The sequence below is a fragment of the Thermobifida sp. genome (genome assembly GCF_017577275.1).
Classification (GTDB): Bacteria; Actinomycetota; Actinomycetes; order Streptosporangiales; family Streptosporangiaceae; genus Thermobifida; species Thermobifida fusca.
Map to the genome: position 1 here is coordinate 1 of NZ_PITY01000031.1, position 25,100 is coordinate 25,100.

At 69.0% G+C, this 25,100-nt stretch carries 24 protein-coding genes; 7 read left to right on the top strand and 17 right to left on the bottom strand.

Annotation, left to right across the window (positions count from 1 at the left end):
• From CW348_RS14615 to CW348_RS14650, 8 genes are all read right to left on the bottom strand, one after another.
• Window positions 1–1,032: LacI family DNA-binding transcriptional regulator (locus CW348_RS14615; protein ID WP_287464069.1), on the bottom strand; the 1,032-nt coding region annotated here is incomplete at its 3' end.
• 108 nt (window positions 1,033–1,140) lie between these two features.
• Window positions 1,141–2,571 carry a GH1 family beta-glucosidase gene (locus CW348_RS14620; protein ID WP_038043471.1) on the bottom strand — a complete coding sequence of 477 codons (1,431 nt, stop codon included), beginning with the start codon at window positions 2,569–2,571 and terminating at the stop codon, window positions 1,141–1,143.
• A 20-nt stretch (window positions 2,572–2,591) separates the two neighbouring features.
• Window positions 2,592–3,506 (bottom strand): carbohydrate ABC transporter permease, encoded by a 915-nt coding sequence (locus CW348_RS14625; RefSeq protein WP_011291383.1) that lies wholly within the window; start codon window positions 3,504–3,506, stop codon window positions 2,592–2,594.
• Window positions 3,506–4,375 (bottom strand): carbohydrate ABC transporter permease, encoded by an 870-nt coding sequence (locus CW348_RS14630; RefSeq protein WP_016188417.1) that lies wholly within the window; start codon window positions 4,373–4,375, stop codon window positions 3,506–3,508. Before CW348_RS14630 ends, CW348_RS14625 begins: the two co-directional genes overlap by 1 nt.
• 343 nt (window positions 4,376–4,718) lie before the next feature.
• Entirely contained in the window at window positions 4,719–6,017 is a 1,299-nt protein-coding gene (locus CW348_RS14635; protein ID WP_081638427.1) for an ABC transporter substrate-binding protein, read from the bottom strand.
• A 234-nt stretch (window positions 6,018–6,251) separates the two neighbouring features.
• On the bottom strand, window positions 6,252–7,109 hold the full coding sequence (locus CW348_RS14640) for a MetQ/NlpA family ABC transporter substrate-binding protein (RefSeq protein ID WP_011291380.1): 858 nt from the start codon (window positions 7,107–7,109) through the stop codon (window positions 6,252–6,254).
• 69 nt (window positions 7,110–7,178) lie between these two features.
• Window positions 7,179–7,862: a methionine ABC transporter permease gene (locus CW348_RS14645; RefSeq protein WP_011291379.1), complete on the bottom strand. Its 684-nt coding sequence runs from the start codon at window positions 7,860–7,862 to the stop codon at window positions 7,179–7,181.
• A complete protein-coding gene (locus CW348_RS14650; protein WP_038043468.1) occupies window positions 7,859–8,812 on the bottom strand; it encodes a methionine ABC transporter ATP-binding protein in 954 nt (317 codons plus the stop codon). Before CW348_RS14650 ends, CW348_RS14645 begins: the two co-directional genes overlap by 4 nt.
• A 384-nt stretch (window positions 8,813–9,196) precedes the next feature.
• Between CW348_RS14650 and CW348_RS14655 the strand changes: the two genes are divergently transcribed.
• Window positions 9,197–10,270, top strand: coding sequence for a hypothetical protein (locus tag CW348_RS14655; protein ID WP_011291377.1), 1,074 nt, complete (start codon window positions 9,197–9,199; stop codon window positions 10,268–10,270).
• A gap of 62 nt (window positions 10,271–10,332) precedes the next feature.
• On the opposite strand, the gene CW348_RS14660 is transcribed toward CW348_RS14655, so the two are convergent.
• Window positions 10,333–10,464: a hypothetical protein gene (locus CW348_RS14660; protein WP_255266130.1), complete on the bottom strand. Its 132-nt coding sequence runs from the start codon at window positions 10,462–10,464 to the stop codon at window positions 10,333–10,335.
• Window positions 10,465–10,960: 496 nt separating this feature from the next.
• Between CW348_RS14660 and CW348_RS14665 the strand changes: the two genes are divergently transcribed.
• Both CW348_RS14665 and CW348_RS14670 read left to right on the top strand, forming a co-directional pair.
• Window positions 10,961–11,989, top strand: a complete 1,029-nt coding sequence (locus tag CW348_RS14665; RefSeq protein WP_011291376.1) for a hypothetical protein — start codon at window positions 10,961–10,963, stop codon at window positions 11,987–11,989.
• Between the two features lie 145 nt (window positions 11,990–12,134).
• Window positions 12,135–13,100: a carbohydrate kinase gene (locus CW348_RS14670; RefSeq protein WP_011291375.1), complete on the top strand. Its 966-nt coding sequence runs from the start codon at window positions 12,135–12,137 to the stop codon at window positions 13,098–13,100.
• 105 nt (window positions 13,101–13,205) lie between these two features.
• Here CW348_RS14670 and CW348_RS14675 read toward each other — a convergent pair whose 3' ends face one another.
• From CW348_RS14675 to CW348_RS14705, 7 genes are all read right to left on the bottom strand, one after another.
• Window positions 13,206–14,339 carry a quinone-dependent dihydroorotate dehydrogenase gene (locus tag CW348_RS14675; RefSeq protein WP_011291374.1) on the bottom strand — a complete coding sequence of 378 codons (1,134 nt, stop codon included), beginning with the start codon at window positions 14,337–14,339 and terminating at the stop codon, window positions 13,206–13,208.
• Between the two features lie 9 nt (window positions 14,340–14,348).
• Complete coding sequence (locus CW348_RS14680) at window positions 14,349–15,290, bottom strand: proteasome assembly chaperone family protein (protein ID WP_104612894.1); 942 nt, start codon at window positions 15,288–15,290, stop codon at window positions 14,349–14,351.
• Between the two features lie 123 nt (window positions 15,291–15,413).
• Window positions 15,414–17,162: an ATPase gene (locus CW348_RS14685; RefSeq protein ID WP_011291372.1), complete on the bottom strand. Its 1,749-nt coding sequence runs from the start codon at window positions 17,160–17,162 to the stop codon at window positions 15,414–15,416.
• Window positions 17,163–17,317: 155 nt separating this feature from the next.
• Complete coding sequence (locus CW348_RS14690) at window positions 17,318–18,409, bottom strand: ADP-ribosylglycohydrolase family protein (protein WP_227480830.1); 1,092 nt, start codon at window positions 18,407–18,409, stop codon at window positions 17,318–17,320.
• A 274-nt stretch (window positions 18,410–18,683) separates the two neighbouring features.
• Complete coding sequence (locus CW348_RS14695) at window positions 18,684–19,532, bottom strand: hypothetical protein (RefSeq protein WP_011291370.1); 849 nt, start codon at window positions 19,530–19,532, stop codon at window positions 18,684–18,686.
• A gap of 408 nt (window positions 19,533–19,940) precedes the next feature.
• A complete protein-coding gene (gene kynU, locus CW348_RS14700) occupies window positions 19,941–21,182 on the bottom strand; it encodes a kynureninase (protein WP_016188411.1) in 1,242 nt (413 codons plus the stop codon).
• Window positions 21,183–21,223: 41 nt separating this feature from the next.
• The gene (locus tag CW348_RS14705) at window positions 21,224–22,084 is read right to left on the bottom strand and encodes a tryptophan 2,3-dioxygenase family protein (RefSeq protein WP_011291368.1); all 861 of its coding nucleotides are present in this window, start codon (window positions 22,082–22,084) and stop codon (window positions 21,224–21,226) included.
• A 156-nt stretch (window positions 22,085–22,240) separates the two neighbouring features.
• Here CW348_RS14705 and CW348_RS14710 point away from each other — a divergent pair, with 156 nt between their 5' ends.
• Both CW348_RS14710 and CW348_RS14715 read left to right on the top strand, forming a co-directional pair.
• The gene (locus CW348_RS14710; protein ID WP_011291367.1) at window positions 22,241–22,690 is read left to right on the top strand and encodes an Lrp/AsnC family transcriptional regulator; all 450 of its coding nucleotides are present in this window, start codon (window positions 22,241–22,243) and stop codon (window positions 22,688–22,690) included.
• 10 nt (window positions 22,691–22,700) lie between these two features.
• Window positions 22,701–22,976 (top strand): DUF4031 domain-containing protein, encoded by a 276-nt coding sequence (locus tag CW348_RS14715; protein ID WP_011291366.1) that lies wholly within the window; start codon window positions 22,701–22,703, stop codon window positions 22,974–22,976.
• Here the strand turns inward: CW348_RS14715 and CW348_RS14720 are convergent.
• Entirely contained in the window at window positions 22,941–23,594 is a 654-nt protein-coding gene (locus CW348_RS14720) for a metal-dependent phosphohydrolase (RefSeq protein ID WP_011291365.1), read from the bottom strand. The two genes, CW348_RS14715 and CW348_RS14720, sit on opposite strands and share 36 nt — an antisense overlap.
• Before the next feature lie 316 nt (window positions 23,595–23,910).
• Here CW348_RS14720 and CW348_RS14725 point away from each other — a divergent pair, with 316 nt between their 5' ends.
• A complete protein-coding gene (locus CW348_RS14725; RefSeq protein ID WP_049754921.1) occupies window positions 23,911–24,468 on the top strand; it encodes a hypothetical protein in 558 nt (185 codons plus the stop codon).
• The gene (locus CW348_RS14730) at window positions 24,446–25,012 is read left to right on the top strand and encodes a class F sortase (protein ID WP_011291363.1); all 567 of its coding nucleotides are present in this window, start codon (window positions 24,446–24,448) and stop codon (window positions 25,010–25,012) included. Before CW348_RS14725 ends, CW348_RS14730 begins: the two co-directional genes overlap by 23 nt.
• The last annotated feature ends 88 nt before the right edge of the window (window positions 25,013–25,100 follow it).

A 25,100-nucleotide genomic window follows, 5' to 3' on the forward strand; every position in this document is an offset into this window, starting at 1 on the left:
TGGCGGCCCCCCCCGGGTTCCCCCCACCAAAAAAGGGTTCCCCACCCCCAGCCGCCCGGGTTCGGGGGTCTCCCCGGTGACCCGGCCCACGAGCAGCCGGGCCATCCCCCGGCCCATCAGCTCGGGGGGCTGGTTGACGCTGGTCATCGGCGGTTCGGCGTGCTCGGCTACGGTGGGGTCGTCGTGGCCGCCCACCGCCACATCCTCGGGCACGCGGCGGCCCGAAGCACGCAGCACCCGCAGCGCGGCCAGCCCCATCAAGTCGGAGGCCGCGAACACGGCGTCCACGTCGGGGGCCCGATCCAGCAGCTCCCGCATCGCGGCCACCCCGCTGTCGTAGGTGAAGTCACCGTAGCTCACCAGCGTCTCGTCGTACTCCATCCCCGCGGCGAGCAGTGCTTCGCGGTACCCCTGGAGGCGTTCCACACCAGCGACCATGTCCTGCGGGCCCGCGATCGTAGCGATCCGCCGGTGCCCGGTCTCGATCAGCCGCTGGGTGGCCTGGCGTCCCCCGCCGATGTTGTCGATATCGACATAGGACACCTGTTCTTCGGGGACGCCGAGCGGACGGCCGCCGTAGACGTACGGCACCCCGGCCTCGTCCAGCATCTGCGGCAGCGGGTCGTCGCGGTGGAGCGACAGCAGGAGGACCCCGTCGACGTGCTGTCCGGCCAGGTAGCCGCCCAGCCGCTCATGCTCTATCCCGGAGCGGCCCGTGGCCAGGACGAACTGGAATCCCCGTTCGGACAGAGCAACCCCCACGCCGAGCACGATCCCGGCATAGAAGGGTTCGGCGAAGAGCTTCTGGTTGTTTTCCGACACCACCAGGGCTACGGTGTCGGTACGTCGGGTGACCAGGGTGCGGGCTGCGCGGTTCGGCACGTAGCCCAGCTCTTTGATCGCCCGCTTCACGGCCTCTCGCGTGGCCGGACTGACCTGGTCAGAGCCGTTGATCACCCGAGACACCGTGCCTCGGCCGACCCCGGCCAACGCGGCCACCATCTCTAGTGTCGGACGTCGCCGACGCTCCATCCTTGTTCCCCCAACCCACGACCGCGCCGTCCCGGCATCCTCCTTGTTTGTACCGTGGAAGCCGCCGGGACGGCGAGATTTTGACCTATCTATTCTCGGTCTGGCGGACTATTCCTGTCCGAAGATTCCCCCGTTGCGCATCACCCGGGAGTACCACCAGCCGCTGTCCTTCACCGTGCGCGTCTGGCTCTCGTAGTCCACGTGCACGATGCCGAACCGCTTCCCGTACCCGAGGGCCCACTCGAAGTTGTCCATGAACGACCAGGCGAAGTAGCCCTTGAGCGGCACGCCCGCCTCAATGGCGGCGTGCGCGGCCCGCAGGTGCGAGTCCAGGTAGGCGATCCGCTCGGTGTCGTGCACCGCGCCGTCGACCACCTTGTCCTCGAAGGCGGCGCCGTTCTCGGTGATGTACAGCGGCAGGCCCGGGTAGTCGTTGGCCAGCCGGGTCAGCGTGTCGTACAGCCCGGTCGGGTCGATCGGCCAGCCCATGGCGGTCACCGGCAGGCCGGGGTCCACCTCCACGACATGCTCGCTGCCGACCGACGGCGAGTAGCCCTCGTCGGGCAGCCGGTCGGAGCCCCCGTTCTCCCGGTTGCCTGACACCCAGCTCGGGTTGTAGAAGTTGACGCCCATCATGTCCAGGTTGGCGGAGATGGTCTTCAGGTCGCCGTCCTGGACGAAGCTGTAGTCGGTGACCGCGGCGACGTCCTCGATCAGGTCCTCCGGGTAGCGGCCCTTCACCAGCGGCTCGGTGAAGATGCGGTTCCGCAGGGCGTCGATCCGGCGCGCAGCGTCCCGGTCGGCCTCACTGTCAGTGTAGGGACGGACCGTGGTCTGGTTGTGCGCGACACCGATCCGCACGGAACGTCCGGCCTGGCCCGCCAAGTCCCGCATCACGGCAGCGGCCAGCCCGTGGCCCAGCATCAGGTGGTGGGCGGCGGCCAGCGCAGCAGCCGGCTCCTGGCGGCCCGGGGCGTGCACGCCGGAGGCGTAGCCCAGGAACGCGGAGCACCACGGCTCGTTGAGCGTGTTCCAGTTGGTGATCCGGTCGCCGAGCCGGCGGTAGACGATCTCCGCGTAGTCGGCGAACCGCTTGGCCGTGTCCCGGTTGGGCCAGCCGCCCGCGTCCTCCAGCGCCTGCGGCAGGTCCCAGTGGTAGAGGGTCGGCCACGGCTCGATGCCGGCCTCCAGCAGGCAGTCCACAAGCCGGTCGTAGAAGTCCAGCCCGGCCTCCACGGGCGTGCCCTTGCCCTCGGGCTGGATCCGCGGCCAGGCGATGGAGAAGCGGTAGGCGCCCACGCCCAGCTCCCGCATCAAGGCCACGTCATCGCGGTACCGGTTGTAGTGGTCGCAGGCAGGGTCGCCCGTGTCGCCGTTCTCGACCTTGCCCGGAGTGGCGCAGAAGGTGTCCCAGATGCTGGGGCCGCGGCCGTCGGCCGTGGTGGAGCCTTCGATCTGGAACGAAGCGGTCGCCACTCCCCACACGAAATCGGACGGGAAGCGGATATCCGGTTTGGGAGTCTCCTCGAGATTGCCCAGAGGAGTCGTCGATTGCGAGGTCACTTAATGGCACCTTCCATGATCCGGCCGATGAGTTGACGGCCGAGGACGAAGAACAGGATGAGCAGGGGGAGGGTTGCGACGACGGACCCGGTGAACATGAGCGCGAAGTCACGCGAGTACGCCGACTGGTTGAGCTGGTTGATGGCGATCTGGACGGTCGGGTTGGCGGGAGTCAGCACCGCCAGCGCCCAGGTGAACTCGTTCCACTGCGTCATGAACGTCAGCAGGCCGAGCACCACCATCGCAGGGCGGAGGGCAGGAAGGACCACGTTCCAGTAGATGCGGAACGTGGAGCAGCCGTCCATACGCGCCGCTTCCAGCAGTTCGTCAGGGATCGCCTGGATGCAGTACTGGCGCATCATGAACACGCCGAAGCCGCTGACCATGAAGGGCACGATGATCGCGGTGATCTGGCCGCGCCAGCCGAACCACTCCATGAGCATCAGCAGCGGGATGATTCCCATCTGCACAGGCACGGCCATGGTCAGCACAACGCCGACCGCGGCCACGTTGCGGCCCTTGAAGCGCAGCTTGGCCAGGGAGAACCCGGCGAGCGAGGAGAAGAACACCACCGAGAGCGCCACGGCGGTAGCGGAAATCGTCGAGTTGAGCAGACCGAGCGTGAAGTTGGCGGTGGTGTTCGCGAACAGGCGTTCCAGATTTTCCAGGAAATTCCCGCCGGGCCACAGGTAGGGTGGACGGGCTGAGGCGGCAGCAGTGTCGCGGCTGGCCACGACGAACATCCACCATAGGGGGAAGACCGACAGCAGGATGGTGAGGGACAGCCCGATGTAGGTGAGCGGGGTCGCCTCCCGCATACCGATGCTGCCGCCGTTTTTCCGCTTCCGCTTCTTCGCGGACTGGGGGACTGCCGACACAGACGGAGAAGACGGGGTCGAAGTCGCAGCCATCATGCCCCCTTGATCTTGCTGGTGAGCAGCGCGTTCAGCGCGCTGAGCACCACGATGATCATGAATAGCGTCCAGGCGATCGCGGAGCCGTACCCGTAGTTGTTGAAGCGGAACGCCTCCTCGAAGATCAGCATCATCGTGGTCTGGAACTGTCCTTGAGTACCGCCCGCCACGTCGCCGAAGATGACCGGCTCAGTGAAGAGCTGCATCTGGCCGATCGTGGAGACGATGACGGTGAAGATGATGGTGGGCCGCAGCATGGGGATGGTGATCTGCCAGAACTGCCGCATGCGCGACGCCCCGTCAATGGCAGCGGCCTCGTAGATCTCCCGGGGGATGGCCGACATCGCCGCCAGGTAGATCAGCGCGTTGTAGCCGGTCCAGCGCCAGTCGATCATCACCGCGATCGCGACCCACGAGGAGAACCGGCCTGCCTGCCAGTTGATCGGGTCGATGCCGAAGAAGCCCAGCACGTAGTTGATGAGACCGAACTGGGTACCGAACAGCTGGGAGAAGACGATCGCCACGGCAGCGATCGAGGTGAGGTAGGGCAGCAGGAGCCCCATGCGGAAGAAGTTGACCGCGCGGATCCTCCGGCTCAGCGTGTCGGCCAGGTACATGGCCAGGAGCAGCTGCGGAACAACCGCGACGACGAAGATGCCGAAGGTGTTGTACAGCGAGTTCCAGAACTTGGCGTCCTGGACGAGCCTGGTGTAGTGCGCGAACCAGTTGAACCCCTGGTTTCCGCCGAGCAGCGTCCAGTCGTGGAGCGACACCCAGACGGTGTAGAGCAGCGGAAACAGGCCGAAGATCGCGAACAGGATGAAGAAGGGGGCGATGAACAGATAAGGGGTGACCCGCAGATCCATTCGGGTCCAGAAGATCTGCCTGCGCTCCCTCTCCGTCACGGCGTCGTTCCCGGGTCGGGGAAGGCTGGTCGCCTCCTTGTCCCCGGGCGGGGCGGCGCCACGCCTAAGAAGAGTCACGTCAAGCTCTCCTCACCGTGAGAGGTCAGATGTCAGATGGAAGAGAGGACGGCCCGCCCGCGCCATTCGGGAGAGGGAGGAGGGGGAGCCGGGGGACGGGCCGTCAGCTAGGGGATTTGTGGTGTACGGGGTGTGCGGACCCGTCCTGTTGCGGGCGTCCGTCGAGGACTAGGCAACGGGACGGGTCCGCGTCATCACTCGCGGTTCGTGTGAGTTCCGGGACGGCTTACTGGCCCGAGGCCCGCTTGGCGCCGTCGATCGCCTGCTGCCAGGCCTCTTCCGGAGAGAGCTGGCCCTGCTCCATGGCTTCGAGGGCCTTACGGAACTCCTCGCTCACCTGGGCGTGGTGGATGCCGTAGTAGACGGGCTTCAGCTCCTTGGCGGTCTCGGCGTAGATCTTGCCGACCGGGGCCTCGTTGAAGTAGTCGCGGGTGAACTCGGTGACCGCCGGGTCGTCCAGGGCCTTCGGCGAGGACGGCAGGGTGTTGGCGGCGTTCCACGCGGAGATCTGGCCCTCGGGGCTGGTGAGGAACATGGCCAGCTTCGCGGCCTCCTCAGGGTGCTTGCTCTGGGTGGTCACTGCCAGCCAGGAGCCGCCCCAGTTACCACCGTTGCCAGGGACGCTCGCGACATCCCACTGGTCGCGGCCGCTCTCGCCCGCGGTGTTCTCGATGTGGCCGAGCATCCAGGCCGGGCAGGGCAGGGTGGCGAAGACGTTGTTCTGGATACCGGCGTTCCACTCGTCAGACCACATCGGCAGGTTGGCCGAGAGGCCTTCCTCGACCATCCGCACCATGAGGTCCCAGCTCTCCAGGATGACCGGGTTGGTCTCCGCGACGAGGTTGTTGTCCTCGTCGAAGAAGGTGTGGGTGCCGCCCTGGGCGTTGACGGCGCTGAAGTAGGGGACGGTCGTGGAGATGAAGGAGGCGCCGGTCTGGGCTTCCTGGAACTTCTTACCGACCTCGATGAAGTCGTCCCAGGTCTCCCAGCTCGCGCTGACCTCTTCCCGGTCGGTGGGCAGGCCCGCGTCCTCGAAGAGCGTCTTGTTGTAGCACATGCTCATGCCACCGATGTCGGTGCCGAGGCCGAGGATCTCCCCGTTCGGGCCCTTGCCCATCTCCCACTTCCAGGGCAGGAAGTTGTCCTTCAGCTCCTCCGCGCCGTACTCGGCGAGGTCGACGAAGTTGTCGCCCTGGCTGAGGAAGAACTGCTGGACGATACCTTCCTCGATGGCGACGATGTCACCGGCGCCGCTGCCCGCCGCAATGTTCTGCTGGAGCTGGGGCACGTAGTCGGCGTGCAGGTCGGTGACGTTGTTCTCCTTGATGATGATGTTCGGGTTCTCCTCCATGTACTGCTCGAAGAGCTCGTCGTACCCGAAGACCCCGAACGTGTCGACGGTCAGAGTGATCTTGCCGTCGCTGTCGGCTTCATCGTCGCCGCTACACGCAGAGGTGCCGAGAAGCGCCACTACGCCCAGCATCGCAGCGGTCGTCTTCCAGTACCGACGGTGAAAAGTTCGCATGTGCGACCCCTCGCTCAAAGTGGGAATGTCTTACTGCGCGTCCCGTGTGATCCCCCGCATGGGAGCGCTCCCAAGAGCGTGGCCCACACCACTGTGATCCGTCAATCCCAGACCGCGCCTGCGAAATACAACCGTTACCTGAAAAGTCTTGCGCCCCCGCAGAAAACGAAAAAACCGCCTGGTTTTCCAGAAAAACCAGGCGGCACTGCGCCACGCTGCACGGTCAGCCGCGGCTCACTCCCGGTCGCCGACCGGGTAGACCACGCCCTGCCACGTCTGCTCGATGTACTCGCGCACCTCGTCGCTGCGCAGCAGTTCGCTGAGCGTGCGGATCGCCGGATCGTCCACGTCCTCAGCCCGGACCACCAGCCCGTTGGCGTACTTCTCGATGTAGTCCGGGGAGTCGCTGGGCTCCCAGGCGAGCTCGTTCGCGGTCTCGGTCAGGTTCGCCTCGATCGCGTAGTTGCCGTTGACCACTGCGGCGTCCACATCGTCCAGCGACCGCGGCAACTGGGCCGCCTCCAACGGCGTGACCGTAATCCCGCGGGGGTTGTCGGTGATGTCGGACTCGGTCGCCAGCGCCCCGGCCTCCGGGTCCACCGTGATCAGCCCTTCGGCTTCCAGCGTCCGCAGCGCGCGGTCCAGGTTGGCCGCGTCGTTGGGCACCGCGATCTCGGCGCCCTCCGGCAGGTCCGCCGAGCTCTCGTGCTTCCTCGAATACAGCCCCAGCCGCTCCACGTGCACGTCGCTGACGTAGACGAGCTCGTCGCCCGGGTTGGCCTTCTGCCACTCTTCCAGGAACGTGCGGTGCTGGAAGTAGTTGGCGTTCAGCTCCCCCTGGGCCAGTTGCTGGTTGGGCTGGTTGTAGTCGGCGATCTCCACGATCTCCAGGTTGAGCCCCGCATCCGCGGCGAGGTTCTCCTGGACGTACCGGAGGATCTCCCCGTGCGGCACCGGGTTGACCCCGACCCGCAGCGTGGTCAGCCCCTCCTGGTCGGCTCCCCCGTTGCGCGCCGTCTCGCTGGGTGCCCCGCACGCCGCCAGTGTCGCGGCCAGTGCCACTGCTCCCAGGGCCGCAAACGCCTTGCGCATTCCCTGCCCCTCTCCTTTCGATGGAACATTCCTGGTCGGCTCGGCCCATGCGGGGACCGAGCCCTCGCCTCACCGGTGGGACACCCGGCGGACGAGCACATCGCCGACGCTCTGCACCACCTGGACCACGAGGACCAGCAGGATGACCGTGGCCCACAGGTAGTAGTCGTCGAAACGCTGGTAGCCGTAGCGGATCGCGAGGTCGCCGAGCCCGCCGCCGCCGATCGCCCCGGCCATGGCCGAGTACGAGACGAGCGTGACCACCGTCATCACCAGTCCGGCGATCAGCCCGGGCAGCGCTTCGGGCAGCAGGACCTTGCCGACGATGACGATCCGGCGCGCCCCCATCGCCTGCGCTGCGTCGACCACGTCGCGGCCCACTTCACGCAGCGCGGTCTCCACGAGCCGCGCGTAGAACGGGATGGCGCCGATGCTCAGCGGGACGATGGCGGCGGTCGGCCCCAGCGTGGTCCCGGTGAGCAGCCTGGTCAGGGAGAGCACCGCCACCATCAGCACGATGAACGGCAGGGAGCGCCCCACGTTGACCACCGCGCTGAGCAGGGCCCGCACCGCCGGGGCAGGGGTGAGGCCGCGCTCGTCCGTGGTGACCAGCAGCACCCCGAGCGGCAGTCCGAACAGTGCGGTGAAGAACGTGGACCACCCCACCATGTAAAGGGTGTCCAGGGTGCCCCACCACAGGTTCGGCCCCATCTGCGGCCAGCGCTCCACCAGCCCGTCCAACCATCCGGTCATGGGACCTCCTCAACCAGCACGTTGCGGTCGGTCAGGTACGTGAGCGCCTCCGCGCTGCGCTCCCCGGTGATCCGGACGGTGAGCCGGCCCACGGCATGCCCGGCAACCTCCTCCAACGCCCCGCCGAGGATGCTGACGTCCACGTCGAAGAGCCGGGTGAGCTGGGAGATGAGCGGTTCCTCGGCCTGGTCCACCCAGGTCAGCGTGACCACGCCGTCCCCGGAGACGGGCGGGGGTGCGAACAGCGACCGCGCCAACAGCGACCCGGGGGTGCGCAGCAGGTCCACGGTCCGCCCCGTTTCGACCACCGAGCCGCGGTCCATGATCGCCACGGCGTCGCAGATCCGTTTGACCACGTCCATCTCGTGGGTGATCAGCAGGATGGTCAGCCCCAGCTCGCGGTTGAGGTCGCGCAGCAGGTCGAGGATGGAGGCCGTGGTCGCCGGGTCCAAAGCCGAGGTGGCCTCGTCCGAGAGCAGCACCGTGGGGCGCGGGGCGAGCGCGCGGGCGATCCCCACCCGCTGCTTCTGCCCGCCGGAGAGCTGGGCCGGGTACGCCGCGGCCTTGTCGGCCAGGCCCACCAGCTCCAGCAGTTCAGCGACCCGGCGGCGCCGCTCGGCCCGGGGCACTCCCGCGATCTCCAGGGGAAAGGCGACGTTGCCCGCGACCGTGCGGGAGGACAGCAGCGCGAAATGCTGGTGGATCATGCCGATCCCGCGTCGGGCCGCGCGCAACTGGGGTGGGGGCAGCGCAGTGAGATTTCTCCCATCAACCCAGATTTCGCCTCGATCCGGGCGTTCCAGGAGGTTGATGCAGCGGAGCAGCGTGCTCTTCCCTGCACCGCTCGGCCCGACGACGCCGTAGATCTCCCCCTGCGGCACGTGGAGGCTGACACCGCGTAAAGCGACCACCTCACGCCCCTTGAGCTGGTAGACCTTATGGAGGTCCACAGCGTTGATCACGTTTCCCCCCGAAGGAGTCGCATGCTTCGACATGACAGTCCCGCACCAATACCACCTCCGGTCGGCGCGGTTGCGGCCGGGGAGGCTGTCCCCCCGTATCCCGCCGGGACCTCCAGACGCCCCTAAAACCCATAATACAGGTAGAAATTAGCGATTTTTCCTTTACCTCCCGAAACTGGGAGATCGCGACAGGTGTCTGTTTTCCGCGGCAAAGCCGCCTACACTCAGTTCAGCCGAGCAATGTCCGGCCGCCTGTTCCCCCACACACCCCACGAGCGGCCTCCGGCCTTACCCCAGGAGCAGGGGACCCGCTTCCCTCACACCCGGTAAACCCCGCACGCGGGACCTCTGTGGCTACCGAGGAGCGAAGAAATGCTGTCCAAGCATTCACGCGGCGACGGTCACACCGATCCCTACGCCGATTTCTGGGCGCCCGACCCCACCGACGGGACCTGGCGCGACCACCTGGCTGACCTCGCCGAACTGTTCGCCCCCCGTGTCAACGGCCCGCAGCGGCTCTCCTTCGCGGCCGCGGTGCTCTCCCTCATTCTCGTCACGGCCTTCCTGTCCGTGCACACCGCCCCCCGGGCGGAGGCAGCGCCCGCCGCTCCCGTGGCGCCCGCAGAAAGCCTCGACTCGCTGCTGGAGCGGGCCGACAAGCTCAGCGAGGAGTACCGCGGCGAACTCCGCGACATGGAAGCCGTCCTCGAAGAAGCCGAAGCGGCCAAAGAACGCGCCGACGCCACGCGCAAAGAAGTCGACGAAGCCCGCGAACAAGTCCGCTACCTCGCGGTGGCCACCTACACCAGCAACGGCCTCGACCCGGCGCTGAGCATCCTGCTCGACCCCAACCCGCAGGAGATCATCGACACCGTCTCCATCGTCGACCACCTGTCCCACACCAACAACGACAAGATCTCCTACCTGCTCGAAGCGATGGAGCGGGACGAAAAAGCGCAGGCCAACGCCGAAGAGAAACTGGAAGAGGCCGAAGCCGACCTCGAAGAGCTCGAAGAACGCCGGTGGGAAGTCCGCAGGCTCATCGCCAAATACCCAGTGCAGGAGATGACCCCGCCGGACAACCTCACGCCGCGCACCCGCCAGATGCGCGACCTCATCATCGAGAAATTCGGCCGCAACGACGAGAACGGCGGTGTGGGCTGCTACCGCCCGAACGGCGGCTGGGTCGTCGGCGAACACCCCAAGGGGCGGGCCTGCGACTTCATGGTCAACGCCCACGGGCAGATGCCCACCCCGGAACAGCAGGCGCACGGGCAAGCCATCGCTGACTGGGCCGTGGAGCACGCCGAAGACCTCGGCATCATGTACGTCATCTGGCGGCAAGAGATCTGGGACATCCGCCGCAACGACGGGTGGCGCCGCATGGCCGACCGCGGCAGCATCACCGAGAACCACTACGACCACGTGCACATCTCGATGTTCTGAGCGCACACCCCTGGGGTGCGGTGTCCGCTCCCGCAGGCGGGCGCCGCGCCCCGGCCCGTAGGTCACCCGGTGAACAGGGGGGCGTACAGCCACGCCGTGCACCCGACACAGATCGACAGCATCACCCCGATTGCGGTGAGGAAGACGAGCCACTCGAAGAACCCGTGTTCGGGTGGCTCCCCGCGGGACGGCATTCTTAGCCCCCTGTAGTCTCCCTCTCCCCCAGCGCCCTCACCATACGTCTCAAACCCCAAGTCTTCCCATGAAACAGCCTGGTTCGGCCAAACAGGTTTGACCCCGGCAACTACGGATCACATCGACGAACCCTGCGTTTCTCCACGTTGCAGCCGGACCACGCACCGTTTCCGCCGCCGCAGGCCGGCCCCGGTCCGCCGTTTTGGCCGTTTCCGGCCATCCGCGCTCCCCTCAGGTCGATAGCGATCGCGCAACGATCCGGTACCGAGCAGCAGTCCTGTGTTCCAAAAGGGTGACGATTCCCCTCCTTTCCCCCCGGAAGGGGGACGCTGCCCACATTCTTATGGAGGGATAAGATCTCAACGCTTTGTCATGAGCGCAGGACTTCGCCCCGGTCGAGCCGTCCCAGCGGTCCCGGGACCACCAGCATCGGAACCATGAGAGAGTCAACACGCGTCTCAGTCCTGACATAACCAAGCCGGCGCGAGGGGAGTCATGAGCGACAACGGACCCTACACCCAGCCACCTCAGTACCCCGGTGGCGAGGGCAACCCAGGAGGACAGCCCGGACCGTACGGAGGCTCCTACGGCCCCCAGGGCGGGCAGCCCGATCCCAACACCGGGGGACAGCCCAGCTATCACAGCGGCCCCTACCAGGCCCCCTACGGGGACGGGGGTTCCGGCGGACAGCAGGCCATGGGGTACGGATCGGGTCCCTACCCCAGCCAGGGCGGCATGCCGCAATACCCCAACCAGCCTCCCTACCCGCCGCAGTACCACGCTCAGACCCCCCAGCAACCCCGGAAGAACAACGCGGGACTGTGGATCGTCATCGCCGGCGGTGTCGTCATCGTCGTGCTGGTCATCGCGGTGATCGTCGTACTGTTCAACCGGGGCGGCAACGACCGTGCCCCGGTCGCCGACACTCCCCAGACCACCGAGCAGACCGAAGACACGGGACAGACGGACGCCCCGGACGACGACACGGGCGACGACACTGGCGGCAACACCGGCCCCTCGGGCGGTCCCCCCTACTCCCCGCCGGAAGACCCGTGCTCGGTCCTCTCCGAAGGCACCCTCGAAGAGTTCGGTGCCTCCAGCAGCCGGAAGAACATCACCGACAACTCGGCCACGTGCAGTTGGAGCACCGAGGTGGACGGCCTCTACGGCACGCTGACCGTCGAATACTCCACCCCCTACGGCGGCTCCGACTCGGTTGAGGCGGCCAAGGACGACTACGCGTTCAACTACGACTACGCCACCGACGAAGAAGGCTCCATCTTCGACCTGGAAGTCATCGAAGAGCAGGAGCTCAACTACGGCAGCGAGTCGGTGCTCATCTTCGCCTCCGAGGAGATCATCTCCCCCGGCAACCGCACCACCGTCCTGATCCGCCAGGACAACATCAACATCTCCGTGGAGTGGAGCGTCAGCAACTTCAACTCCAATGAGCCGCCGCAGAGCTTCGACGATGTGGAAGAGATCATGAAGAAGGCGGCGGAGGAAGCACTGAACTCCCTGTAAAGCTTCCCCACCCTCACGGGAGCGCGGGCCCTCTCCGCGCTCCCGTTTCTCTTTCCTGAGCTGCCGCGTTGTCAGCGCCCCGGAAGGGCGGGATACTACTCCCTCGCACAGTGCCCCAGCCCGCTTGTCCCGGAAGGACTTGTCGTTGATCACCGTCGTAGGCGAAGCACTCATCGACCTCATCAGCTCGGAGAGCGGCACCTACCGTTCCGTCCCGGGTGGGGCACCCGCCAACACCGCGGTGGCACTGGCCCGGCTCGGCGTGCCGTCGTCCCTACTCGCCCGGATGAGCACCGACCGCTTCGGCCAGCAGTTGCGCGCCTATGTGGGATCCCGCGGGGTCAGCACCCGCGACATCGTCGTCTCCGACGAGCCCACCACCCTGGCTATCGCCACCCTTGACGAGACCGGCCGCGCCACCTACGACTTCTACGTCAAAGGCACCGTCGACTGGCAGTGGCGGCCCGAAGAGCTGCCCGACCCGCTCGCCGACGACGTGACCGCCATCCACGTGGGCTCCCTGGCGATGGCGATGCCGCCGGGCGCGGCCGTGGTGGAAGAGTGGGTGGCCCGGCAGCGCGGCCGCGCGGTGATCAGCTACGACCCCAACATCCGCCCCGCCCTCGCCGGGACCCCGGCGAGCGCCCGCGAACGGGTAGAACGCCAAGTCGCCCTCGCCGACCTGGTGAAAGTCAGCGACGAAGACGTGTACTGGCTGTACGAGCAGGACCCCGCGACCGGGTCTGCTGACCTGCTCGTGGAGGTCGGCCGGTCGTGGTTGCGCCGCGGACCGAGCCTGATCACCATCACCTGCGGCGGCGACCAGACGCTCGTACTGGTGCGGGGCCGCGAGGACCGGCCGCTGTCCGTGGCGCCGGAACCGGTCGACGTCGTCGACAGCATCGGCGCCGGGGACGCGTTCTGCGCCGGACTGCTTGATGCCCTCGGCCAAGCCGGAGCCTTGGGGGCAGACGGGCGCGAGCGGCTGGCCGCCCTCACCGACGCCCAGCTCACCGTGTGCGTGGCACACGCCCACCGGGTCGCCGCGCACACCTGCCGCCGCGTGGGAGCAGACCCCGGCGAACTCGACTTCCCCCCGCTCGAGTTCTAGCCCGCTGCCCGCGCAGGACACGGACAGACCCCTGACCCGCGGCAGCGCCCGTCAGGGGTCTGTGCTGCACGGCAGCCAGCGGAGACCGCAGCCAGCGCCCGGCGGCTAGGAGGAGGCCGTCGACGGTTTGGCGCTAGGGTCCACGTCCACGCCGACCGCCTCAGCGATCGACGCGAAACCGTCACGGCGGGCCAACGCGGCCACCCCGCGGTGGATGCGGCGCGGCCACAGCGGCCCCCCGTAGATGAGACCGGTGTAGCCCTGGACGAGCGTGGCCCCGGCCCGGATCCGCGCCCACGCGTCCTCCGGGGTCTCGATCCCGCCGACCGCGATGAGGACGAGCCGGTCCCCCACCCGGGCGCGCAGACGGCGCAGCACCTGCAGGGCACGCTCCTTCAACGGCGCCCCCGACAGGCCGCCCGCGCCGAGCGCGGCCACCTCCTCCGGGTCAGTGGCCAAGCCGTCGCGGGACACCGTGGTGTTGGTGGCGATGATGCCGTCCAAACCCAGCTCCACGGCCAGGTCCGCCACCGCGTCGATGTCCTCGTCAGCCAGGTCAGGGGCGATCTTGACCAGGAGCGGCAGGTCGGGGCGTCCCGCCTCGTCGAGGGTGCGGCGCACCGCGCTCAGCAGCGGCCGCAGCCGTTCCGTGGCCTGCAAGTCCCGCAGGCCCGGCGTGTTCGGCGAACTGACATTCACCACCAGGTAGTCGGCGAGGTCCGCGAACCGGCGTGCGCTCGTCACATAGTCGGCGACAGCGTCACTGTCCGGGACCACCTTGGTCTTGCCGATGTTGACCCCGACGATGAGGTCGCGGGCCCGGCGGGCGCGGTGGGCGCGCAGCCGCTCCGACACCGCCTGCGAGCCCTCGTTGTTGAAGCCCATCCGGTTCACGATGGCGCGGTCCGCGACCAGGCGGAACAGCCGGGGCCGGGGGTTTCCCGGCTGCGGCTGGCCGGTCACCGTCCCGATTTCGACGTGGCTGAACCCCAGTGCGGTGAGCGCGGCCACACCGCGGGCGTTCTTGTCGAACCCCGCGGCCAGCCCCAGCGGTCCAGGGAATTCCCGGCCGAACACGCGCACCCGCAGCTCGGGCTCGCGCGGCCCTAGCACGCGGCGCATCAGACGGGTCGTGCCGGGCACCGCGGCGAGGGCGCGCAGCCCGGCGAAACTCACCCGATGGGCGCGTTCTGCATCAACACGGCGAAGCAGGGTGTGGAAGATGAACTGGTAGAGCACGAAGGGACTCTATCCCTCAGAGCCGCGGTCGTGTTCCGCGGAGCCGCGGCCGTGCTCGGCGAGGAAACGCTCCAGTTCCGCCCCCAGCTCGTCCGCGGTGGGCAGCCGCGACTCGTCTCCGGCGAGGAGCGCATCGACATCGAGCCCGTTGTGGACGGCCATGAAGTTGTCGTACTGGGCCTCCAGGTTGCGGACCACGCGCTGGACTTCCTCGGATGCCTCCACTTGCCGGTTGATCTCGCCGTCGACCCGGGTCGCCTCCTCAGCGAGCTTCTCGGTGGGCAGCACCAGCCCGGTAACGCGCGCGATGTACTCCAGGACCGTGAGCCCGGCGCGTGGGTACTCGGACTGGGCGAGGTAGCTCGGCACGTGCACGGCGTAGCCGATGACGTCGTGCCCGGCCTGCCCCAGCCGGTACTCCAGCAGCGACATGATGTTGCCCGGCACTTGGATCCGGCCGACCCACGGCGTGTGCTCGGTGACGAGCTCGGGGCGGGTGGCGTGGGGTGTCGCCGTCACGGGACGGGTGTGCGGCACCGCCATGGGGATGCCGTAGAAGCAGACGGTCAACCGGACCGACAGGCGCTCGACCAGTTGCCGCACTGCCGCGGTGAAGCCCTCCCAGCGGCGGTCCGGCTCCAGGCCGTGCAGCAGCAGGAAGGGGGTGCCCTCCAGGTCGTGGAGCAGAGTCAGGGAGAGCTTCGGCTCGGCGTAGCTCACCCAGGTGGTCTCGTTGAAGATCATGACCGGTCGACGGGACCGGTAGTCCAGGAGCCCGTCGATGTCGAAAGTGGCGAGCTCGGTGTGCTGCAGACCGTCGAGGAGGGTCGCCACCGCCTGTTTTCCGGCCGCGCCTGCATCCACGAAACCGTCCAGCGACACCAGCATGACTGGCTCGGACAGTTCCGGAAGGTCAGATCGAAGCTCGTAGAGATCAGCGGGATCTCGCACCTGGACGGGTCTCCGTTCTCACGCTCATCCGTGTGATCGGGTCTTCAGGATACCGATCCACAACTGACTGGCCATACATGCCTCAACGGCAATAACCAGGCACCTTACTGCCCTATTTCCGTTTTAGCACTGTCGGTGAATTTTGAGGCCTCGTAGCCGGTTGAGGGCCGCAGCGATCTCCTGGCGGCGGACCGCCGCGTAGTCGCCATAGTAGCCGCGCCCCACAAAAGTGACGCCGTGGTCGCGGAGCCGTTCTTCCAGCACGTCCAAGGCTTGGCTGAGCGTCCGTTTCCCGTCGACCAGCCCCTCTTCCACCAGGGCGCGCAGCGCCAGTCCGATACCGATCACCTGGGCGGGGTCGACCAGTTGGGAGAGGAACCGCAGGTCGATGTCGGATTCCCCGAAGGTGAGCACGTCCATGTCGCGCCGTTTGATCCGGGTGCGGCCGCGGGCCGCGGCGCTGATCGACGCGGGGTCAGGCACGCGGCGCGCGGGGACAGTGAACGGGGCGTCCTGGCGCGGCCGGGCGAGCGACTGAGCCTGCTTGGTGACGTCGTAGGCACGGTAGGTGTCCAGCATGACCACGTGGTCGGCGACGTCGAAGTAGTCGCCGCTGGCGCCCATGACCAGGACGGTGGACACGCCGTGGACCCGGTGGAGGGGCCGGACAAGGTCCACGAACGGGGTGAGGGGCTCGCGGTCGCCATGCACCAGTTGCTGCATGCGCTCGTCGCGGACCATCAGGTTGGTGGCTGTCGTGTCCTCGTCGATCAGCAGCACCGAGGTGCCCGCTTCCAGCGCTTCCGCGATATTCGCGGCCTGCGACGTGGAGCCGGACGCGTTCTCGGTGCTGAAGTCGCTGGTGTCGGCCCCGGTGGGCAGGGTGCGGACGAAAGCGCTGATGTCGGTGCGGACCACGCTCCGCCCTTCTTCCGCACGGATCTTCACCGCGTCGGCGCGGGTGACGACGAGTTCGCGGCCGTCCCCGGGGATGTGGTCGTAGACGCCGCGCTCCAGCGCGTGCAGCAGGGTGGATTTGCCGTGGAACCCGCCGCCGACGATGAGCGTGATCCCCTCGGGGATGCCCATCCCGGTCACCGTGCCCCGGTGCGGCAGGTCCACGGTGACGCGCAGGCTCTCCGGGGAGGTGAAGGGGACCGCGTCCCGCAGCGGCAGGTCGCTGATCCCGCTGATGCGGGGCAGGATCGCGCCGTCGCCCACGAAAGCCACGAGCCCCAGCTCGGACAGGCGGTCGCGGAGCGCCACCGTGTCGGCGACACTGTCCGCGAACGCTGTGGCGTCCGCGGTGTCCAGCGCCTCCCAACACAGGGCGTCGACCAGGTCGGGCACGGTGTCGCACAGCGCGTGCCGCGCGGCGCGCCCGTCGATGCGGCGCCCGTGCCCGGGCAGTTCCAGGCCGAGCCGCAGCTCGACGGCGCCGTCGCGGATCTGGCAGGAGGAGCGCTCCACTACCTGCTGGCCTCCCGCGTCGATACGGATCCGGGTGCCGCGCAGCACCTGCCGCGCCCGGCGGGCCAGGTAGTCGGCGGTGGCGCGGCGCCGCACCGGGTCGCGCCAGGCGTGCTCCGGCATTCCCGCGGTCGCCGCGGGGATGCGGACCAGGATGCGGGACGGCGGGGCGAAAGGGTCGGCCTGGACCTTCTGCACGGTGAGGGTGAAGTCGCCGAAGTCCCAGTCGCCGGTGAGGGCCCGGTAGCGGCCGTAGGAGGCGCCGTCCAAGCGGAGGAGTTCCTCTGCGAGCCGCTGCTCGTCGCGGCGCCCCCGGATCGGTTCGACTTCGCGGCGCCGGTGGCGGTCACCGCTGGCCTGGGTGCGATTCCGCTGGTGCCGTCCTCCGTAGCCCGCCGACATGATGATGTGCTCCCCCCGTACGGTCCGTTGCCACGTCCCAGAATGCTAGGGGGATTCGCGGGATCTGGCCCGCGAATCCCCGAAGCTGGCGGACTTTTCTGCTCTGTGACCCTTCGGTGCGGTTGCGGGCTCTAGGCGGTCCGTGCGCCGCGGGCTCAGTCCGCGGGGTAGCGGGCCAGCCACTCGGCGGTGGTCGGCGGGCCGGGGGAGGCGAAGGCCAGCATGAAGTCGTCGGCGAGCTGGAGCAGGTCGGCGCGGCCTTCGACTGGGTCGGCGAGGTCCGGGGGAAGCGCAGCCTCGCCGTGCAGGGCGCCGAGAATGTTGCCGCAGATCGCCCCGGTGGAGTCGCTGTCCCCGGAGTGGCTGACCGCGAGGGCGAGGGCGTCGGTGACCTCCGCGGGAGTGCGGTGGACCAGTGCCGCGTACACCGCGATCGCGAGCGCTTCCTCGGCGATCCACCCTTCGCCCAGCGATTCGACGTGCTCCGCGCTGGGGGCGCCCCCGGCAGCCACGGTCCGCGCGGCGAGCAGCGCCCGTGTAGTCTCCTCGTGCCCGGTGTAGCCGCGCAGTTCGGTGAGCACCGCGTCCAGCGCGGTGTCGAGGTCGTCCCCGGCCAGCAGCCGCCGGATCAGCAGGGCGAGCGCCCCGGACGCTCGTTGTCCGGTGGGGTGGCCGTGGGTGAGCGCCGCGGCCCGGTCCGCCCAGGCGAAGACGGCGGTGTCGGTGGCGACGTGGTCGGGGAGCAGGCCGAAGGGGGCGCTGCGCATCACCCCGCCGCAGCCTTTGGAGCCGTTGCTGGCGGGCGCTCCCCGCTCCTGGCGGCCGCCGACGGCGTCCTGCAGCGCCTGCAGGCAGGTGCGGCCGGGGGCGCGCTGGTGGTACAGCCAGCTCCGGGCAGCCAGCCACCCGGGGTGCTCCCCGGTGGGGGCCGAGACGAACTGGGTGTGGTACCAGCGCAGGTAGGCGTCGTGCACCGCCCGCGTCGGGTCGAACTCTCCGCCGTGGACCGCCTGGCGGACGCGGGCGCGGATCAGCCCGTCCACAGTCCACAGGGTCATCTGGGTGTCGTCGGTGACCAGCGCCCTGGGGTCGACGTGGGAGCGCACACCGGCAGGACCGTGGGCGGCGCGGATCTGAGCGAGTGTGCTGAACTCCACGGGGGCGCCGAGCGCGTCTCCTAGCGCACCGCCGAGCAGGCAGCCGCGCACCCGTGACCGGTACGTGTCACGCGGTTCACTGTGCCACACGATGGGGGGACCGTCCTTTGTCCAGAAAGTGAGAACAGAGGACAGCATGCCAGTTTTACGGCGGGAATTCCTGGTTTTTGCACTCTAGTCCTTGTTTGCCGCCCTGTCGGGGCGGCTCCCGCTCCGCTGCCCCGCGGTGTGCTCCGGGGATGCTCCCGGCAGCCGCTGCGCCCCGGGGTGGGGGCGTGCGGCGCGGTCTCCTCCCTGCCTGCCCGGTGCCGGGACCGGCAGGGTTCGCTGCGCATCCTCGGCAGCGGATGCTGCTTTGCGCCTCTCAGGAGGCGCGGTGGTGGCGTCCGGTGGGGCGGAGCAGGCTGGCAACCCGCTTGGTGACCGCGGCCCCGGCCGCGATGAGCAGGACGATGGTCAGCCCGGCCGAGGTCATGGGGCCCTCGGTGGACATCAGGTCGAAGGCACCGTGGCCGGTTTCGGTCGCCGTGGTGGTCTGCTCGGCCGCTGCCGCGTCGTCCGCGGCCGGAGCGGGGGCGTCCGCCTGCTGGCTGTCGGACGGGGTGCCGGATCCGGGAGACGGCGGGGCGGCCTGCGCCTCTGCTGTCTCCTCCTCCTGCTCGGCGGGGGCGGCCTGCTCCGTGTCGGACTGCTGTTCGGCCGACTCTTCAGGGGTCTCTTCGCTGCTGGCCTCTTCCGGGGCGGACTCCTGGGATTCCGGAATCGGGGAGACCGCGTTGTGGCAGGGCTCGGAGGGGTTCTGGAAGGGGTGGGGCACTCCCGGGGTGCCGGGGCCGTCACCCCACTCCGTGATGTAGTACTCGACGTTGATGTGTCCGGCCCCGCCGGTGACCGTGTACGTGGTCTCGTTCCAGGACTCTCCGGTGAGCTCGGCGAAGGTCTTGCCGTCGATGTCGAGCATCACGTGGCATCCCTGCGACGGGTCGCCGGGGCCGCGGTCGCCGATGAAGAACTCGGCGGTCTTGCCTTCGTAGACCACGTAGCCTTTGGTGCCTAGCGGCCAGCTAGGGGCGGCGAACAGGCCCTTCTGCATGGGTTTGCCCGAGGCGGGCGGCCCCGTGTCGCCGTTGATGCCGGAACCGTCGTCCCAGAAGTACGAGGCTTTGACCTTGCCGTGCAGCAACACGTCGTCGGTAGGCAGGGAAGAGGGCATAGGAGAACCAAGGGGTTGGCGGCAGGACAGTGACGGAACCGCACACCGCGTCCCAGCACCCGCGTCACACAGGCGGAGTGCCACAACCAGAGGGGGTGGGCGCGCTGGGCGACCGCTGCGCCGGCAGCGGTGTCAGGGGGTCAGCGGAGCACTGGCTGCACTCCGCGCCAGGTGCGGGCTCCACCCAACGAGCGCCATAGACGCTCGAAGGGGTCAATCGGTTTACCCGGTTTGATCAAGCTCTGATTACAAACCGGATACAAGGACTCTAAGCGAGAAAAACGCCCCAAACGTTAATAAAAAGGTAAAATCACCCAGCGTGGCCTCTCTGCCACACTCCCCGAGAGACGACGTGCGGGCGGCCCGCATCACCGGACCGCCCGCACGGTTACGCCGCTTCCGCAGCGCTCACGTCACCTGGGCACGCTGCGCAAACCGGGGGTCTTGCCACTCTCCCGACGTGACGACCTCGACCAGTGCCCGGGCCGCGTCGTAGACGTCCACATAGCGCAAGTACAGCGGGGCGAACCCGAAACGCAGAATGTCCGGGGACCGGAAGTCCCCCACCACCCCGCGGGCGATGAGCGCCTGCACGATCGGGTAGCCGTCCGGGTGGCGCAGCGCCACCTGGCTGCCCCGCCGCTCGTGCTCTGCCGGGGTCACGCACTCCAGGCCCGCCTCCGCGGTCACCGCCACGAACAGGTCCGTCAACGCCAGGCTCTTCTCGCGCACCTGCGCCAGGTCCACGCGCTGCCACAACTCCAGGCTCGCCTCCAGCGCGGCCGCAGCGATCAGCGACTGCGACCCGCTCAAAAACCGGCTCGCCCCCGCCGCAGGCTCGTACTCCGGAGCGAAGTCGAACGGACGGGCGTGGCCGTGCCAGCCGCTGATGGGCTGGCGGACCCGCTCGTGGTGGCGGCGGGCCACATAGGTGAACGCGGGCGCGCCCGGACCGGCATTGAGGTACTTGTAGGTGCAGCCCACGGCGAAGTCCACACCCGTCTGCGCGAGCGCGAGCGGCACCGCGCCCACACTGTGGCACACGTCCCACACCACCAGGGCGCCGTGCGCGTGGACCATCTCGGTGACCGCCGCCATGTCGCGCAGGATGCCGGTGCGGTAGTCCACGTGGCTGAGCAGCACCACAGCCACATCCCCGGGCTCCAAGGCCGCGGCCAAGGCGGCGGGGTCGTCCACGTCCACCATGCGGAGGCTGGCCCCGTCCACCAGGTCCACCACCCCCTGGGCGATGTACCCGTCGGTGGGGAAGTTCCCGGCCTCCGCCACCACGACACGGCGGTCCGGCCGCAGCCACAGCGCCGCCGCCACGGTCTTGAAGAGGTTGACCGAGGTGCCGTCCCCCACCACCACTTCGTCGGCCTCCGCCCCCAGCAGCGGGGCAAGCAGAGCGCCGAGGGTGCGGGGCTTGTCCCACCAGCCCGCCTCGTTCCAACTGGCGATGAGCCGCTGGCCCCACTCGTGCTCCACCAGGCGTGCGACCCGGGCAGGCGTGGCCCGGGGCAGGGCGCCCAGCGAATTGCCGTCGAGGTAGATGACGCCGTCCGGCAGCACGAACTCGTCGCGGAACGGGGCCAGGGGGTCGGCGGCGTCCCGTGCAGCGCAGTCCTCGCGGGTGAGGGGGATGGTCACAGTGGTCGGCTCCTTACCTTCACCGAAGGATGGGCCCGGGCTTAGAGCTGGGTCCGCAGCTGCCAGAGCTCCGGAAACACATCCTTTTGGACATTTCTCATCAACCATTGCAAACCAGACGAGCCGCCGGTGCCCGCTTTGGCGCCCATCGTGCGCTTCACCGCCATCGCATGGCGGTGCCGCCACAGGGTCACCCGCTCCGCGGTGTCCAGCAGCGCCTCCGCCAACGCGAGCAGCTCGTTATCGGGCCTGTCGTCGGCGTAGACCAGCTCCCAGACCCGCACCACCTGCGGATGGGGCTCCGCCGGCTGGGTCCAGTCGCGTTCCACCCGCTCGGCGGGCACCGGGAAACCGCGGCGGTGCAGCAGGCGCAGCACCGCGTCGTACAGGCTCGGCTCGGCGAGGGCCCGCTCCAGCTCCGCGCTGACGTGCGGATCGGCACGGTGCGGGCGGATCATGGCCGCCGACTTGTTGCCGAGCAGGAACTCCAGATGGCGGTAGCCGTACGACTGGAAGCCCGACGCCTCACCCAACTGGTCGCGAAACCGGTTGAACTCGGTGGGAGTCATGGGAGCCAACAGCTCCCAAGACTCGGCCAGCACGTCCTGGGCCTTGTGGCCGCGGCGCAGCGCGGCCAGGGCCGCGGGCACGTCATCGGCGTCGACCGCGTCGCGGGCCTGCTCCCATTCGTGCCGGATCAGCGCGAACAGCAGCTCCATGACCTGTGTGGCGACGAGGAACGTGGTCTCAGCGGGCTCCTCGGTGCGGGGGCGCTGCAACGACAGCAGCGTGGAGACGGCGGTGTAGTGGGCGTACGGGGTGACGCCGTCGAAAGAGAGCGTGGGGCGGCCGCGGTTGCGCTCGGCGCGCTGCTCGCGGGCGAGGGCAGCGGAGGAGGACACGAGGGGATCACCTCCGAAGGGTTGCGCGTCACCTGTCCTGCCGGGCTCCCAGGATGCCCGCCGCGCGCCCGTCCAGGAAGGCGCAATCCACGGCGATCACGACGTTTTCCTGCCATTCGCAAACCGTTTTCTGCTTATGGTTTATGATCGTCAACCATGCTGGATGCGGTGGACTGGCGGATCCTCACCGAGCTGCAAGCCGACGGGCGCCTGTCCTACAACGAACTGTCCCGCCGGGTGGCGCTGTCGCCCCCGGCCGTCGCCGAACGGGTGCGCCGCCTCGAAGAACGCGGCGTGATCACCGGCTACCACGCGCACGTCGACCTGGACGCGGTAGGGCTGTCGGTGGTCGCCCTCGTCCAAATGGGCTGCTACGGGCCGCTATGCCTGCTGCGCGACGAGGCCGCGCTGGCCCGCCCGGAGATCCTGCGGCTCTACCGGGTCACCGGCGACGCCTGCTGCGTGCTCCTCGTCGGCGTCCCGTCGATGGCGCACTTCGAGCAGTTGATCGACGATCTCGCCGACCACGGCCGCCCCTCCTCCACGATGGTGCTGTCCTCCCCCATCCCGTGGCGGGCCGTCAGCCGCCCGCAGGCTGAGCGGTAGCCTTGGTGCGGTGAGTGTCCTGATCGACCCCCCTGCCTGGCCGGGACCGCGCGGCCTGCTCTGGTCCCACCTCGTCAGCGACTCGTCATACGCGGAACTGCACGCGTTCGCCCGCGCGCTCGGCATCCCGGAGCGCGCCTTCGACCGGGACCACTACGACGTGCCTGAAACGCTGTACGCCAAAGCCCTGGAACTCGGCGCGATCGCCGTCTCCAGCCGGACGCTCGTCGCACGGCTCCACGCCGCAGGGCTACGACGGCGCAAACCCCGCCGCCTGCTCCGTTAACCGGGCGATCTCCGCCGCCACATTGGCGCGGGCCCGCTCCTCCCACCAGGCATACCCCTGCTCAGTGCGGTACAGGCGGGGAGAGGCCAGCAGGTCGCGCAGCACCGCGATCCGCCCCCGCGCGAACTCCACGTCGCCCACGTGCGCGTACTCCTGGCGTACCGCCGCGGCGTAGGCGGTGTACTCTGCGTCCTCTGCGGCCAGGATCGCCAAGTCGGCGTCGCACAGCACTTCCGCGTTGGCGTCCCCCGGCTCTGGGGAATGGTCGGCGGTCACCCGCACCAGGCGGGCCACTTCGGCGACCTGCTCCGTGCTCAACCCGCACGACGGCAGCAGTAGCTCCGCCAACTGCGCGCTGTTCTCCTCGTCCGCCCCAGGCTCCCCCCGGTACACCGCGTCGTGGAACCAGGCGGCATACCGGACCAGGGTGCTGTCCCGGGCGGCGTCCGCGAGCACCTCCACCGCAGCCAGCACCGCTTTGAGGTGGTCGAGCGTGTGGTAGCGGCGGTGCGGCTCCGCCCACCGGGCCAGGAGTTCCGCACCCACCGCGGCGGCTTCCCTCCCCGGTCCGGCCAGCCGCTTCCACTCCCCGGCCAACTCGAACAACAGTCGGGCCATCGGCGCCCCTCCTCCCACCGCGTGTCCCCTCCTCGGGGCGTGCCGGAGACGTCCCCTTGCGAATCTATCCGCCGAGCCCGGGCGTCCCGCGCGCCACACGCCCGGACCGGGGGTGCGGCGCACCACTCCGCCCCTGCGGGATCGGCCCGGCCCTCCCCACCCCGAACCGAAGTGCGCGTTCCGCCATGCGCCACCGATATCGGAGAAAGTTCGGGCAAAAACTCCGCAACCGGCCAGCGGCGGCCGTCGTGTTCCCGGGACGCTCTGCGATGTTTCCAATGGGTCTTGCAGCGCTGGCGACATGAGGGGGAGGGTTATGCGCGTACGCACCGCGCTCGGTTGGACAGCGGCCGCGGTCCTGGTCGGAGGGGCCGGGACCGCGGCCGCCGATGAAGCCATCACGGTGTTCCCGCCCAAAGCGGCCCCGGGCTCCACGGTCTTCGTGCGGGTCTCCTGCCCGGACAGCGCCGAGTGGGTGGAGTACTCTTCGCCCGCGTTCGCGGCGCCCACCCGGGTCGACTTGGCCGGGGAGACCGCGGCCGAACAGGAGTTCGTCCTGTCCGACGACTTGGAACCCGGCGACTACCAGGTCCGCGGCGAATGCGGGGCGGCCGACTCCAGCCACGTGCAGTACGCCAGCGTCACCGTGCCCGCCCCGGACGGGTCCGCGGTCCCGGCACCGCAGCACACCACGCCCTCCCCGGCACCCACGCCCAGCGGCGCGCCGAACGCGGGAGGCGGCGGACTGGCCCGCCCGGCGTCCACCACGACCCCGCCCTTCGACGTGCTCGCCGCCGGTCTCCTCCTGCTCGGTGCTACCGCCGTAGTCGCGCTACGGCAGGGGGTGCGCCGTGGCCGCCCAGCAGCGAAGTAGCGTCGGCGTCCTGCTGGCCGTCCTCCTCGGCGTGGCAGCCGCGTTCGCCAGCGGCGGTCCCGCCACCCCGGAAACACCACTGAAGCGGTCAGTTCCTGTCCGGTTGACCATCGAGTCGATCGGGGTGGACGCGCCCGTCGCCGAACTGGGGCTCAACCCCGACGGCACGCTGGAAGACCCGCCGCTGGACGACCCCAACCTGGTCGGCTGGTACGCGCTCGGTGCCTCCCCGGGCGAAGCCGGGCCCGCCGTGCTCACCGGGCACCTCGACACCCGGAGCGGGCCGTCGGTCTTCGCCCGCCTCAACGAACTACGTCCCGACGACCTCGTCCACGTGGCGCGCGCCGACGGCTCCCAGCCCGTGTTCGTGGTGGACCGGGTCGAACAGGTGCCCAAGGAAGACTTCCCCACCGACCAGGTCTACGGGCCGAGCGACCGCCCGGAGCTGCGCCTGGTGACCTGCGCCGGGGACTTCGACCCGGCTAGCGGCCACTACTCCGACTCCCTCGTGGTGTACGCCGTCCTCGCCGAGTCCGGCGGGTGAGGCGAACCCCTCACCCGCCGGGCCAGCATGGGTGGCGGCACGCGGTGCTTGCCCCACCACGTACCGCCGTCCGGTCCCGGAAAGCCCG

Bases quoted from the DNA above. Each gene is read 5' to 3' on its own strand.
- CW348_RS14625 (WP_011291383.1), bottom strand. From the start codon at position 3,506: ATGGCTGCGACTTCGACCCCGTCTTCTCCGTCTGTGTCGGCAGTCCCC.
- CW348_RS14630 (WP_016188417.1), bottom strand. From the start codon at position 4,375: ATGGATCTGCGGGTCACCCCTTATCTGTTCATCGCCCCCTTCTTCATC.
- CW348_RS14635 (WP_081638427.1), bottom strand. From the start codon at position 6,017: ATGCGAACTTTTCACCGTCGGTACTGGAAGACGACCGCTGCGATGCTG.
- CW348_RS14640 (WP_011291380.1), bottom strand. From the start codon at position 7,109: ATGCGCAAGGCGTTTGCGGCCCTGGGAGCAGTGGCACTGGCCGCGACA.
- CW348_RS14645 (WP_011291379.1), bottom strand. From the start codon at position 7,862: ATGACCGGATGGTTGGACGGGCTGGTGGAGCGCTGGCCGCAGATGGGG.
- CW348_RS14655 (WP_011291377.1), top strand. From the start codon at position 9,197: ATGCTGTCCAAGCATTCACGCGGCGACGGTCACACCGATCCCTACGCC.
- CW348_RS14660 (WP_255266130.1), bottom strand. From the start codon at position 10,464: ATGCCGTCCCGCGGGGAGCCACCCGAACACGGGTTCTTCGAGTGGCTC.
- CW348_RS14665 (WP_011291376.1), top strand. From the start codon at position 10,961: ATGAGCGACAACGGACCCTACACCCAGCCACCTCAGTACCCCGGTGGC.
- CW348_RS14685 (WP_011291372.1), bottom strand. From the start codon at position 17,162: ATGTCGGCGGGCTACGGAGGACGGCACCAGCGGAATCGCACCCAGGCC.
- CW348_RS14695 (WP_011291370.1), bottom strand. From the start codon at position 19,532: ATGCCCTCTTCCCTGCCTACCGACGACGTGTTGCTGCACGGCAAGGTC.
- CW348_RS14710 (WP_011291367.1), top strand. From the start codon at position 22,241: ATGCTGGATGCGGTGGACTGGCGGATCCTCACCGAGCTGCAAGCCGAC.
- CW348_RS14720 (WP_011291365.1), bottom strand. From the start codon at position 23,594: ATGGCCCGACTGTTGTTCGAGTTGGCCGGGGAGTGGAAGCGGCTGGCC.
- CW348_RS14725 (WP_049754921.1), top strand. From the start codon at position 23,911: ATGCGCGTACGCACCGCGCTCGGTTGGACAGCGGCCGCGGTCCTGGTC.